Source organism: Lentzea sp. NPDC058436 (genome assembly GCF_042721515.1).
Lineage (GTDB): Bacteria > Actinomycetota > Actinomycetes > Mycobacteriales > Pseudonocardiaceae > Lentzea.
In genome coordinates this window covers 19,784-33,183 of record NZ_JBHXLF010000002.1, presented here as the reverse complement: position 1 = coordinate 33,183, position 13,400 = coordinate 19,784, and the positions used below count along the sequence as shown (strand labels likewise).

Below are 13,400 nucleotides of genomic sequence, written 5' to 3'. Positions count from 1 at the left end.
GTCGTCAACGGTCCGTTCAGAACAGGGTCCGCAGTTCGCGCGCCAGCTCGACGGGTGCCTCCTCGGCCATGTGGTGCCCGCAGTCGAGGGACCGAACCCGCACGTCATCGGCCCACTCGGCCCAGATCCCCGGCAGGTCCGGGTAAAGCTCCCCCAGGTCGTCCTTGGCCGACCAGAGCGCCAGCACGGGGCACCTGATCCTGTTTCCGGCGGCTCTGTCCTCGTCGTCGTGCAGGCGGTCGACCTCCAGGCCGGCGCGGTAGTCACCGCACATCGCGAGCACGGTCTCGGGGTCGTGGATCGCCCGCTGGAAGTCGGCCCAGTTCTCGACGCCCATGGCGAGCGGGGTGTCGTGGTAGCGGCCGCCGTACCAGAGGCCGGGGTTCTCGTTGATCATCGCGGCGGCGAGCTCCTGGCGCGCCAGGAAGAACCAGTGGTACCAGCTCTGCGCGAACCGGGCGTCGGCCCTGCTCAGGTGGGCGCCGATCGGCAGTCCGTCGAGGACGGCGAGGTGGGTGACCCTGGTCGGGTGGTCGAGCGCCAGCCTGATCGCGGCGGCGGCGCCCCGGTCGTGCCCGGCGACGGCGAACCGCTCGTGGCCGAGCTGGCGCATGAGTTCGACGAAGTCGCGCGCCATCGCGCGTTTCGAGTAGTCACCGGGTTTGCTGGACTCGCCGTAGCCGCGCAGATCGGGGCACACGACGGTGTGGTCGGTCGCGAGCAACGGCGCGACGCGGTGCCAGGTGGTGTGAGTCCGAGGGTGGCCGTGAAGGAGAAGGACCGGTGGCCCTGCACCACCGGTCCTCACCCGTAACACGGCCTCGCCGACGTCCCTGCAACGCAACGAGAAACCCTCGAACACACCCTTCGGCTACCCCTGTGGAGTGCGGCCGACACGTCCCATTTCGCTGCAGGGGGCGCGGGCGTTACACCCCGACGACGATTTCGTGGGCGGGATCATGTCGCAGGCCGGTCGTGCCCGCCACGACGACCGTCGCCCTCTCCCACGGCCGTTCGCGGAGCAGGAAGGGAAGTTCCTCCGCCAGCCACGCGGCGACGTGCCGCCGTTGCTCAGCGGAGTCGCCGTCCCGGGCGACCAGGCGGCGTTGCTGTTCGTCCAGGTCGCCCTGCACCCAGATCGAGGCGTCGATCCACGCGGCGAGCTCCTCGCGGAGGATCCCGGTGCCCTCGACCCACACGACGTCCAGGCCGGCGGGGACGCGGATCGCGCCGGGTCGGCCGTGCTCCGCCCACGCCGGCGGCCGGAACGCCACCGCCTCGCCCCGGTGCAGCGGCGCGAGGACGTTCCCGGCGATCAGGCCGCCCCAGTCGAAATACGCCTGGTTCCAGGCGATGTCGTCGGTGTGCACGACCCCGGACCGCGGGACGTGCCGCCGCAGCCGTTCGACGACGGTGGACTTCCCGGCCCCGCCGCGCCCGTCGACGGCGACGACGAGGGGACGCCCCGCAGGCGCCTCCTCGCGCAGTCGCCGCACGACGTCAGCCAGTTTCACGACCCGCCACGCGGCCTCGGTCTCTCCGGGGTGCAGTCGCATCAGGTGCGCCCGACGCGCCCCTTCTCGCCGGCGGCCCAGCAGGTGTGGCCCACGCAGTCGACGGTGTCGAAGCTCCCCGTGTCCGCGACCTTCCACTTCCGGTCCCTGAAGGTGTCCGTCCCGGACGGTCCGACCGCGACCAGCCCGTCCCCGCGGTAGGCGATGCCGGACCGGTAGCCGACGGGCGCCCGGGACCCGGCCTTCCAGCCACGGCCGTCGTTGGTCGCGAACGCCGGCGTCGGATCCGTCGGCTTGAGGTAGTCACCGCCGATCGCGACACCGCGCCACGGCGTCTTGAACGCCACCGCGAACACCCCGGCCGCCTCACCGGACGGCAGGGGAACGTCGCTCGCCTTCCACGAACGCCCACCGTCGCGCGACTCCAGCACCCGTGCCTTCGCGCCGCCGCCGGTCGCGATCCACGCGTGGTTGCCGCTGGTCGTCACGCACTGCCCGGACGCCGCGAACGCGAACTCGCCCGGCAACGCGTCCGGCATGCCCTTGGGGTCGTTGACGTGCCATGACCGGCCGCCGTCCCAGGTGCGCAGCACGCGGAACTTGCCGTCGACCGGGTCGCTCAGCGCGAGGCCGCGGAACCGGTCGAAGAACGCCACGCAGTCGTAGAACGCCTTCGGGTCGGTGTTGCGGAACTCCTCCTGCCAGCTCCTGCCGCCGTCGGACGTGCGGTAGATCCGCGACGACTCGCCCTCGCCGATCGACAGCACCACGGCGTTGCGCGCGTCGAACGCCTCGACGTCGCGGAACTCCAGCTCCTCGGTGCCGGGCGGGCCGACGGAGTCCCAGGTCCGGCCGCCGTTCGTGGTGCGCAGGACGGTGCCCTTCGAGCCGCTGACCCACGCGACCTGCGCGCTGACGGCGGACAGGCCGCGGAACCGCGCGTCCGTGCCGGTCGGTTTCAGGTCCCAGTAGGAGTCAGCCGAGGCGACCCCGGGAAGAACCAGGGCGGGAAGAACCAGAAGAGCGGCGAGTGCCGCCGCGATGATCCTCATGCGGGTCACTCTGGTGCAGCCGGGAACGGGCTCACCAGCCCCGAACGGCGGTCATGGGTGCGAGGGGGACGTAGTGCCGTCGGGCGGTCATGGGTGCGAGCGGGGACACGGCGCCGCCCACCGGCCACGCCCCCACCGGCCGGTCACGGCGCGATCCGCGCCAGGTCCACCCGCGACTGGATGCAGAGCTTGCGGTAGATCTGCCGCAGGTGGAACCCGACCGTGTGCGGCGAGATGAACAGCTCCTTCGCCACCTGCCGGTTGGTCAGCCCGTCCGCGACGAGCCGCGCGACCTTCTCCTCGGTCCCGGTCAGGCTGTCCCACCCGGTGCGCGGACGGGGTTCGAGCTCGGGCTCCTCCTGCCGCCGGACGATGCTCCGCCTGCGCCGCACACCGAGGCGCCGCAACACCCTGCGCACGCGGGCGGAGTCGAGCTCGGCCTCGATCTCGTCGTAGCCGCAGAGCGCGCGGTTGAGTTCGAGGACGGCCTGCTCGCGGTCGGTGTCGAGGTGGACCGTCCCGATGTCCTCCGCGAGAGAGGCCTTCGTCCACGGGTCGGTGCACGCTGCTTCGAGGTCCGAGAGCGTGGCGGTGTCCTGTTTCACCAGTGCGCGGCCGTGGTCTGCGGCGAACACCACCGAGTCGTGCCGGGGGTTCGCGCGGGCGAGGTCCTCGGTGGTGCTCGCGAGCAGTTCGGCGAGGGCCTGGTCGTCGGCGGCCAGGGCCGTGCGCACGCACCAGGCGGTGGCGGTGGGTGCTTCGAGCAGAAGTTCCGTGCGCAGTCCCAGGTCGTCCGTGAACGGGCGGATCTCGTCGATCGCCGCCTCCGGGCCGTCGTTGGCCGCGGCGACCTGGCCCGCCACCAGCCGCAGGGTCACGGCGCAGGGGTGGCCGGCGACGACCGTCTCCTCCAGCCTGCGCAGGCCGTCGGTGGCGGCGACCAGGTCACCCCGCCGGAGCGAGCAGAGGACGAGGACCGCGCCCAGCTGTGGCTGGAACAACGGCATCTCGGCCAGTTCCGAGGCGGCCAGGCCGGTGGTCGCGGCGGCCTCGGCCGCGGTGAGGTCGCCTTGTGCCAGCAGGACTGCCGCGCGCAGCGTGAGCGGAACCGACGTCATCACACCGGTTCCGTGCGCTTCGGCCGTGCCGCACGCCTCGTCCACCGCGTCGAGCGCCTCTGTCAGTCTGCCGAGCCTGGTGAGCACCCACACCTTCGTCCACAGTGGATCGCTCTGCCAGATCCTGGTCAGCTCGTCGCGCACGACGACGGCCGCCTCCGCCGACTCCAGTGCCGCGTCGAGGCTTCCCTCCCGCCAGTTCGCCATCGCCCGCACGGTCAGCGCGGCGGCCAGCACGTCGGCGCTGTAGCCGCCGGACTGCGCCAGCACCTGGTCCGCCATCCCGATCGCGGCGCCGAGGTTGTACAGCGAGAGGATGTTGAGCAGCAACAGCTCCGGCGACTGGTCTGCCGCCGCGGACTCGGTGACCTCCAGGCCGACGGTGCACACCGTGGTGGCATCGCCGCGCAGCATCTGCGCGATGGTCTGCCAGGTGCGCAGCACGGACGCCGACTTCACGTGGCACGGGTCGTCGGGGTGCAGGAGCTCCCGCGAGAGCTCCACGGCCTGGCTGAGCCTGCCCATCCGGACGAGGGCGGCGGCGGCCGTGACGCCGAGCGCGATCCGGTTCGGCTCGCCCTGGGCGGTGATCCGCAGGCCGTTGATCGCGAGTGCCGCTGCCGCGTCCGGCGAGTCGGGCAGCAGGGCCTTGGCCGCCTCGTCGACGGTGCTGACGGCCTGGGCGTCGCCGCTGCGGGCGCAGTGCACCAGGTGCACAGCGATCGGCACGACGTCGCGGTGCTCGCGGGCGAGCAGCATCGTCACGACCTGCCGGTGCAACGCCGCCCGCATCGGGCGCGGCACGGAGCCGAGCACCGCGCGCCACACCGGTTCCCGGTGGAAGACGAACTCGGCGCCGTCGCCGCGCAGCAACCCCGCCGTCAGCGCTTCGCCGAGCGGCCGCAGCAGCACCGCCACGGGCTCTCCCAGCACCTCGGCCAGGTCGTCGGGGGCGAACCCGCTGCCGAGCACCGCCGCGACCTGGAGCACGTCCTGGGCGCGCGGGGACAGCCGGTGCAGCCTCTCCCCCACCATCCGCCGGAACGACCGGGGCAGCTGCGCGGCCGGTTCCGGTGACACGGCACAGGCGACACCACGGTCCAGCGGTCCCGGGGTGAGCCGGGCGACGTCCTCCACGACCTGGACGTGGTGCTCCCGCAGCAGTCCCGTGACGACGTCGACGACGCCCTGAGGGGTTCCTCCCGCGCTGCCGACCAGTGAGGCGACGTCCTGGTCCAGCGCCGCGCCCAGCAGGTCGGCGGCGAGGTCGAAGGCGGCGTCGTCGGGCAACGGCGTGAGCGGCTCGACCCAGTCGCAGGGGAGCACGCGCGCCATGTCGTGCAGCACAGCGCTCGCGGAGGACGCGAAGTGTTCGTTGTGGACAGTGAACAGCCAGCACACCGGCTGCTGCGCGAACTTCGCCAGCACGGCGCTCGCGGCGCCGAGCACCGAGGGCGAGCGGTGGGCGTCGTCGAAGGTGACGAGCACGGGCCCGCGCCGCAACGCCTGGACGAGGCGCTGTTCGATCTGCGCGGCCGGCGAGCTGACGCTGACGACGTGCGGGTGGTCGGTCCTCGACCCGCCGGCACCGGGGGTCAGGTCCACCACCGACAGGCCGCGCAGGTCCGCCAGGGACGCGCTCTCGGCCACCAGTCTCGTGGCGCCGGTGCCCGCGGGGGACGCCACGACCAGCATCCGCGCCCGCCGGGACTCCATCACGGCCAGCATCAACTGCTTGATCCTGCGGGTTTCCCCTTCACGCCCGCGCAACGGGAGCGAGACGGACGCGTCCGGCGACCGGTCCCACACCGCGACATTCTCGCCGAGAGGTGTGCACGACACTTTTATCCTGCCCTGTTGTCACAGTCGGGAATTGACGCAAAGTGAAGTCTTCACGACGCGGAAAATTAATTCGCGGTTCGATCGACTACCTGCCGGCTGCATCCGGGCACCTCCCCACCTCATCGGCTTGGAGACTCGCGCGATGCCGCCCACCATGTCAACACCCAGCACAGACCAGGACCAGAGAGATCTTCACATTAGCCCGCACGGTTTCGCCGCGACCACGCGTGGAATAGCGCTCCACCAGCCGCTGACCGGAAAACCCGAAGAAGTGCGCCCGAATTGAGACGCCCAGTTCCGGCCCGACTGAGAAACTCCGGGTATGCCCACGTCTCATTTGGCCGGTCACGGGAAACACGACTACCAGATTCACGAAATCGGTGATTGCTCCGGACGGGTTGAACCACCGCGGTTGACTTTGACAGCGGCGGGCCGGGCCGGGGGTCCCGGCCCGCCGCCACCGGTCAGCGCAGCGCCGCGGGGAGGACGCTCATCCGGCGGATCATCCACTCGGACTCCCACTCGACCGGCGTGGAGGCGCTGAGACGCGCCTCCGGGAAGCGGCGCAGGAAGCCGCTCACCGCGATCTGGGCTTCGAGCCGCACCAGCGACGCGCCGATGCAGTAGTGCGCGCCGAGCCCGAACGAGAGGTGGCCGTGGCCTCCCCGCGAGGCCTCGAAGCTGTCGGCCTCCTCGCCCGGTTCACGGTTGGCCGCCGCGATGCTGACCTGCACGGGGGCTCCCTTGGGGATCAGGTAGCCGCCGAGCTCGATGTCCTCCAGCGGGAAGCGCCAGGTCGGGTGCGGGAACGGCGGGTGGACGCGCAGCGCCTCCTCGATCCACGCCTTGATCCCCTCGTCGGTCGTCGGCCGCTCGTCCACCGGACGGCGCAACGCCTCGAAGAGCGACGCGGAGATCAGGCTGCCGGTCGTCTCGTAGCCCGTGATGATCATGCCCAGGGTCCACACGATCACCTCGCCCTCCGTCACGGCGGCGTCGATGCCGTTGGACGAGGCCAGCAGGCCGGTGATCACGCCGTCGCGCAACGGTTCCGGGTTCTCGACCCACCCCTCGACCGCCCCGTACAGCGCGCGGACGGCGAGGGTTCGCGCCTCGTAGTCCGACGAGTAGAGCATCACGTCGGTGATGCTGCGCAGCTGCCGTTCGGCCTCCTCCGGCAGCCCCAGCATCTCCGAGATGAACGCCAGCGGGATCTTGTGGGTGTAGTCGGTGACGACGTTGACCTCGCCGCTGAGGTTCTCCAGCTCGTCGAGGAAGCCGTCCACCTTGACGCTGACCCGCTCGCCCCACCTCTCGGTGTTGCGGGGGCTCAGCACCGGCGCGTGCAGGCGCCTGATCCGCGCGTGGTTCTCACCGTCGCTCATGATCATGGCCCGCGCGTACTCCGGCGGCGGCTGCGAGCCCACCATCAGGCCAGGCTGCTTCATGAAGTCCGGGACGAGGGTGATGTCCTTGCCCATCTTGGGATGCGCGAGCGCCTGCTTGACGAGCTCGCGGTCGCACACCACCCACGCGTGCTGCCCGAGGTACGGGATCCGCACGATCGGGGCCACCCGCGCGGCCGCGAGCAGGTCGGGCATGCAGTCGAAGGGACCGGGATCGATGGGCATGGTCGTCTCCGGGGCCTGCAGCCCCGTCTTCGTCGTGCCGTTCACCGTGCGATACCTCCGGTCGGGATCTGATCCTGGAAGACGACAGCGGACTCGATCAGGTCGGCGGCCCGCTGCGGCGCGTGGTTGTCGTTGAGGTCCACCGCCAGTTCGGCGGCACGACGCTGGTAGCTCTCGTTGGTGCGCACGGTCTTCACGGCCGCGCGCAGGCTGGCTTCGGTCACCGCACGCGGTTTGACCACGACGCCGACACCGGCGTACTCGACTCTCGCGGCCACGTCGGGGTTCTCCTCCGTGGCGGGAACGACGACCAACGGCACCCCGTGCGCGAGAGCGGCGTTGACCCCGTTGTAGCCGCCGTTGGTCATCATCACGTCCACGTGCGGCAGCAGGTGGTGGTACGGCACGAACCGCTCCATGCGCACGTTGCCCGGCAACGGAAGCAGGCGCTCCACGTCGAGCTTGCTGCCGGTGGTCAGCACGACGAGCACGTCCTCCTCGGCGAGGGCGCGCACGGCCGGCACGAGCATGCGTTCGACGTCGTTGGCCGTGGTGCCCTGCGTGATCAGGACGACGGGCCGTTCACCCTCCAGCTCGTCCCACCAGTCCGGCGGCTCGAAGTGCTTCGGCGGCACGCCGAACAAGCCGCCGATGAAGTGCGTTCCCGGCGACAGGTCACGGCGCGGGAACTCGAACGACGCCACGGACCCGACCAGGTACAGGTCGGGTGAACGGGAGATGTTCTCCATCGCCCGCTTCCTCAGCCTGGGCAACCCGACCCCGGCGCGCACGCGGTCGGCCTCCGCGCGCAGGTCCCGCATCGACACCTGGTCGCCCAGGAACCTCAGCGCCGCGTTGCGCACGCGGTTCAGCGGCGTGGTGCTCGGCGGCAACCCCATCCCCAGCGGGCCGGTGTCCCTGCTGCCCAGGATGTAGATGGAGTTCGCCAGCCACACCAGGGGAATTCCCGTGACCTCACTGGCGAAGCACGCGCCGTAGCACATGTCGTCGGACAGGATCCGGTCCGCGGGAAAGCGTTCGAGCAGCGCGAGGATGTCCCACATCTGACCGGGAGCCGTGCGGTAGAAGATGTCCCGCACACCGACCTTGAAGCTCTTCAGCCCCGTCAGCCCCGCGTGGTCGGGGAAGGCCTCCTCACGGCTGTGGCCGCCGAAGTCGAGCCCCTCGGTCATCGGCTCGAAGCGCGCGCCGGTCCGTTCGACCTGTTCCCGGAAGACCTCCCCGGTGTACCAGCGCACCTCGTGCCCGCGCCGCGTCAGCTCGGCGGCTATCTCGAACAGGCTGACCACATGTCCTGGGGCCGGTGTCGTCGCGATCAGCACTCGGGTCAACGTCGCCTCCCGCAGCAACTTCGTGTGTGGCCGCTGAGCGGCTCGCGTCAGCATCACCTGGTTCACCGCGCGGACCACCGTGTCGAGACAGAACCCGCGCACATGAGTGGGGCGGGTCCGATTTGTCGCGTCCCGGCGTCGCAGATGGGTGGCGGGAGGTCGTTCGGGACCGGCTCTGTCGGGGGATACGGGCGCACCGTCCCCGCACGAACAATGGCCGCGGTGGCGAAAACCAGAACTTCGGACAGGCGACCACGCGATTCGTGGTAGCGCTCTCACGTCACCCTCCTGGAGCACCAACGCGCACCGGAAGGAAGTCCGCGGTGACAAGGTTGCATGAGGTCAACGGTCTCGACGCCGTCGGCGACCGGAAGAAGGTCACCGTCATCGGCGCGGGCGTCGCCGGCCTGGTCACGGCCTACGAGCTGGAACGGCTCGGCCACGAGGTCGAGATCGTCGAGGCCAGTGACAGGATCGGTGGCCGCGTCCACACCCACCGCTTCGCGGGCGAGACCGGGCCGTTCGCCGAGCTCGGTGCGATGCGCATTCCTTCCGAGCACCGGCTGACCCTGCACTACATCGCCGAGCTCGGCCTGCAGGACCAGGTGCTGCCGTTCCACACGATCTTCTCCGACGACGCCGCGTACCTGCCGAGCTCGTCGGGCTACCTGCGGGTGCGCGACGCCCACGACGTGCTGGTGAGCGACTTCGCCTCCGGGGTCCCTGCCGGGCGGTACTGCGACGGCACGCTGCTCTTCGGCGCGTGGCTGGACGCGACCATCAGGGCCATCGCGCCGCGCCAGTTCTACAACGGGATGCACGGCGAGATCGGTGTGGGCCTGCTCGACCTCGTCGAACAGGTCGACATGACGCCGTACCGCCGCGGCCACAACGGCACGATGATCGACCTGCACGCCTTCTACGCGGGCAACCCGCGCATCCGCTCGCTCGTGCCGGCGCATCTGGAGCGCTTCCTCGACGACGTGCTCGACGAGACCAGCTCGTCCATCGTGCGGCTGCGCGACGGCATGGACCTCATCCCCCGCACCCTCGCGGCACGCCTGCTCGGCCGGGTCGGCACCGGGCAGGAGGTGACCGCGATCGACGTCCGCGACAAGAACGTGGTGCTGACGCTGAAGCAGGGCACCAGGTCGTTCACCAGGACCTGCGACTACGTGGTGTGCACGGTCCCGTTCACGGTGCTGCGCGGCATGCGGCTCAGCGGGTTCGACGACGAGAAGCTCGACATCGTCCACGAGACGAAGTACTGGCCCGCCACCAAGGTCGCGTTCCACTGCCGGGAGGCGTTCTGGCAGAAGGACGGCATCAGCGGCGGAGGTTCGTTCACCGGCGGGCACGTCCGGCAGACCTACTACCCGCCCGTCGACGGAGATCCGGCGCACGGCGCGGTGATGCTCGCCAGCTACAGCATCGGTCCCGACGCCGACGCGCTCAGCGAGCTCACCGAACGCGAGCGGGTCGCGCTGATCGCGCAGGAGCTGGGCGTGATGCACCCCGAACTGGGCGAGCCGGGGATGGTCCTGGACGTCGCCACGAAGGCCTGGGGCGAGCACCGCTGGTCCCTCGGCGCGGCGACGATCCGCTGGGAGCAGGACTCCGCGCTGCGCGAGGCGCAACGCCGGGAGGCGACGCGGCCGCAGAAGGGGCTCTTCTTCGCCGGCGAGCACTGCTCCTCGAAGCCCGCGTGGATCGAGGGCGCGATCGAGTCGGCGATCGACGCGGCGCACGAGATCGAGTGGTCCGAGCAGCGCACCGGCGCGATGGTCCCCGTCCGGCGGCTCACGCACACGGAGAAGTCCGCATGAGCGTCTTCGACCTGCCGCGGCTGCACTTCCGCGGCTCGGCCTCCACGCGCCTGCCCACCGGCCCGCGCAACGGTCTCGTCGACCTGGCGACGAACACCGCGCTGACCGCGGACGGCGAGCCGTTCCCCGTGCACCGCCCGCCCTCGGAGTACCACGCCCACCTGGACGAGACCGGGCCGCGCTACGACAGCGAGGGCCGCGAGGCGCCCGCCGGGCCGTTCAGCGGCGCCCTGGGCCGTGACTTCGCCGGCAACGGGCACTTCTCCATCAACGCGCGGATCGTCAGCGCCGAACGCGTCGCGGGCACGCCCGACACGACGGACCCCGTGGTCGGTCGCGCCGTCGACTTCTGGGGCCACTACAACGAGTACCTCGCCACCACGGTCAACCGGGCGCGGATCTTCGACGTGGACCCCGCCTCCGACTGGACGACGACCCTCATGGTCGGCCAGCTCGGCTTCGGCCGTGACGGACGGTCGCACGACGTCGGCTACATGGCGACGGGCTCGGTCAGGGGCTTCTCGCCGCCGCGCTGGCACACCACCGGCCGCGGGTGCGGGCACTGGCGGCTGGGACGCTCGGTGGTGCACCAGTTCGTCGTGACCGACGAGGACCTGCGGTGGCTGGACGAGGCCGACGCGTCCCCGGTCGCCGGGTTGCTGCGCGCCGCGAGGACCGGTGGGCTCGTCGTGCAGTTCGCGCTGGAGGACCAGTCGGCCCCGCAGGCACCGGACCAGCCCTCGGCGTGGCGGCTGCACGGCACGATCGCGCCGTGGCGGCCGGAAGAGCTGCGCACGTACCCGTCCGGACGGCTGCTCGTCCCGGACGCCACCGGCCGCAACCGCATGGGCAACCTCACCGTCGCGGCCGCGGACGGCCAGGTCACGCTGAACATGATCACCGCGCCCGCACCGGCGGCCGCGGCACGGGATCTGGAGCTGCGCACGGCCGACCGGCTCGTCGCCCGGATCCCCGCCCACGCGTACACCGGCGACGACGCCGCGCTCACGTCCGGCGTCATCACGGTCGCGGGCGCACTGTCCGAAGAGGACGTCACCGGCCTGCGGCTGGTCGCCTCCGACGGCGTGCTCCTGGCTCAGGAGAAGGAGATCAACCTCCAGGTCGACGACGCGAGCGTCATCGTGGAGCACCCCCGTTCCGCTGAAGACGCCGACCACGACGTCGAGGTCGTCGTGCGGTCGTTCGTCCGCGGCCGTCCGGCGGCTGTGCGCGACATCGAGGTCCGGCAGTTCGCGAACCCGGCGGCGCGGCCCAGTGGTCCCGTGGAGGAGATCGTCTCGCCGAGCGCCGCCGTGCTGGAGACGGACGACACCGGGCACGGCCGGTTCACCCTGCGCGGCAAGGCGGCGGGCACGGCACGAGTTCTGCTGACGTCCGAACCCGACCCCTCCGGACTCGACCACGACAACGAGGACAGGCTCGGTTTCTGGGCCGGCGCCGGATATCTCAGCGTGCGCGTGCTCCCGGACGACTGGCACCTCGACGAGGTCGAGCAGGTGGACTACGACGTGGTGTACCGCGAGGTCTTCGCCTACTACGAGCACCTCTTCTCCTTCATGGACAGGGAGGTCTTCAGCCTCGCGAACCGCAGCCGCACCGAGACCTACGCCAAGCTGATCTGGCAGATGTGCGACCCGCGCAACAAGTCGCGGACGTACTACATGCCCCCGACCCGCGACCTGTCCGAACCGAAGGCGCGGCTGCTGCTGAAGTTCCTGCGGCAGCAACAGGTTCCCGGCCACCTGCTGCTGCCCTCCGATCCGGAGGTGCTCCCCCGCACGCGGATCGCCACCCGCGACCGGTTGATCGCGGTGCTGCGGGAAGCGGCGATGGTCGAGCTCGCCGTGATGCTCCAGTACCTCTACGCGGCCTACTCGGTGCCCACCCACGGCGCCGGCCTGGAGTACGTGCGGCGGGGTCTGTGGACGCCCGAACAGCTCCAGCTCGCCTGCGGTGACGGCGGGGAGACCCTCGACGAGGGCATCCGCAGCATGCTGATCGGCATCGCCCGCGAGGAGATGATCCACTTCCTGCTCGTCAACAACATCCTGATGGCGCTGGGCGAGCCGTTCCACGTGCCGAAGGTCGACTTCGGCACCATCAACCACGAGCTGCCGGTACCGCTGGACTTCGCCCTGGAGCGGCTGAACCTGGGCAGCGTGGAGCGCTTCACCCAGATCGAGAAGCCCGAGCACCAGGTCAGCGATCTGCGCTCGCGCGACGGCGAGCCCACCGGTGAGCACGCCGACCACGGCTACGCGTCGCTGAGCGAGCTCTACGCCGACATCCGCGAGGCCCTGCAACAGATCCCGGACCTGTTCCTGGTGAAGAAGGGCCGCGGCGGCGGCGAGCACCACCTGTTCCTGCGCGAGTCGATCAACCACGAGCACCCCGACTACCAGCTGGAGGTCGACGACCTCCCGAGCGCCCTGTACGCGATCGACGTGATCACCGAGCAGGGCGAGGGCGGTGTGCTGGACGAGGACGCCACCGAGGACTCGCACTACACGTCGTTCCTGCGCATCGGCGAACTGCTGCGCACGGCACCGGTGACGGGCCCGCACGGCGAGCTGTGGAGCCCCGCGTACCCGGTGGTGCGCAACCCGTCGCTCGACCCCGCGAGCCCGGCCGTCGAGTCGGTGTCCGACCCAGATGCCCGCACGGTCATGAAGATCTTCAACCAGTCGTACTCCATGACGTTGCAGCTGATGGCGCAGCACTTCGGCGAACGCCCGGACGGGAGCCTGCGCCGGTCCGACCTCATGAACGGCGCCATCGACCTCATGGCCGGGCTGATGCGCCCGCTGGGCGAGCTGCTGGTGACGCTGCCGTCCGGCCGGCGCGGCACCACGGCGGGGCCGTCGTTCGAGCTGTCCGAGGTGCCCGCCGCGATCTCGCGGCCCGACGTGGCCAGGCGCGCGATCGCGATGCGGCTGGACGACATCGCCGCGCAGTGCGCCAAGTGCGCGCTCGTCCCGGCGCGGGTCGGCGAGCTGAGCACGTTCTGGGCCGACCACTTCCGCGCGCAGGCAGAGGGGATGTGA

8 protein-coding genes are annotated in these 13,400 nt (G+C 70.9%); 2 read left to right on the top strand and 6 right to left on the bottom strand.

The annotated features are described in order from the left end of the window. Positions 1-16: 16 nt before the first annotated feature. The 6 genes from ACFWN2_RS07650 to ACFWN2_RS07625 all read right to left on the bottom strand — a co-directional run bounded on the left by ACFWN2_RS07650 (position 17) and on the right by ACFWN2_RS07625 (position 8,500). Positions 17-808 (bottom strand): alpha/beta fold hydrolase, encoded by a 792-nt coding sequence (locus tag ACFWN2_RS07650; RefSeq protein ID WP_382425657.1) that lies wholly within the window; start codon positions 806-808, stop codon positions 17-19. A 118-nt stretch (positions 809-926) separates the two neighbouring features. Beyond that, the gene (locus tag ACFWN2_RS07645; RefSeq protein WP_382425655.1) at positions 927-1,556 is read right to left on the bottom strand and encodes a uridine kinase; all 630 of its coding nucleotides are present in this window, start codon (positions 1,554-1,556) and stop codon (positions 927-929) included. Continuing rightward, complete coding sequence (locus ACFWN2_RS07640) at positions 1,556-2,566, bottom strand: WD40/YVTN/BNR-like repeat-containing protein (protein WP_382425654.1); 1,011 nt, start codon at positions 2,564-2,566, stop codon at positions 1,556-1,558. The genes ACFWN2_RS07645 and ACFWN2_RS07640 overlap by 1 nt, the downstream gene beginning before the upstream one ends. A 143-nt stretch (positions 2,567-2,709) precedes the next feature. Continuing rightward, a complete protein-coding gene (locus tag ACFWN2_RS07635) occupies positions 2,710-5,493 on the bottom strand; it encodes a LuxR C-terminal-related transcriptional regulator (RefSeq protein ID WP_382425653.1) in 2,784 nt (927 codons plus the stop codon). A gap of 497 nt (positions 5,494-5,990) precedes the next feature. Beyond that, entirely contained in the window at positions 5,991-7,202 is a 1,212-nt protein-coding gene (locus ACFWN2_RS07630) for a cytochrome P450 (RefSeq protein ID WP_382425651.1), read from the bottom strand. Further along, a complete protein-coding gene (locus ACFWN2_RS07625; protein ID WP_382427411.1) occupies positions 7,199-8,500 on the bottom strand; it encodes a glycosyltransferase in 1,302 nt (433 codons plus the stop codon). The genes ACFWN2_RS07630 and ACFWN2_RS07625 overlap by 4 nt, the downstream gene beginning before the upstream one ends. On the opposite strand from ACFWN2_RS07625, the gene ACFWN2_RS07620 reads away from it, so the two are divergent. Together ACFWN2_RS07620 and ACFWN2_RS07615 are read left to right on the top strand one after the other, a co-directional pair. Next, the gene (locus ACFWN2_RS07620; protein WP_382425650.1) at positions 8,482-10,335 is read left to right on the top strand and encodes a flavin monoamine oxidase family protein; all 1,854 of its coding nucleotides are present in this window, start codon (positions 8,482-8,484) and stop codon (positions 10,333-10,335) included. The two genes, ACFWN2_RS07625 and ACFWN2_RS07620, sit on opposite strands and share 19 nt — an antisense overlap. Next, positions 10,332-13,400, top strand: coding sequence for a ferritin-like domain-containing protein (locus ACFWN2_RS07615; protein ID WP_382425648.1), 3,069 nt, complete (start codon positions 10,332-10,334; stop codon positions 13,398-13,400). The genes ACFWN2_RS07620 and ACFWN2_RS07615 overlap by 4 nt, the downstream gene beginning before the upstream one ends.

Excerpts from the sequence above, each read along its gene's own strand:
- ACFWN2_RS07615 (WP_382425648.1), top strand. The coding sequence starts at position 10,332 with ATGAGCGTCTTCGACCTGCCGCGGCTGCACTTCCGCGGCTCGGCCTCC.
- ACFWN2_RS07640 (WP_382425654.1), bottom strand. The coding sequence starts at position 2,566 with ATGAGGATCATCGCGGCGGCACTCGCCGCTCTTCTGGTTCTTCCCGCC.
- ACFWN2_RS07645 (WP_382425655.1), bottom strand. The coding sequence starts at position 1,556 with ATGCGACTGCACCCCGGAGAGACCGAGGCCGCGTGGCGGGTCGTGAAA.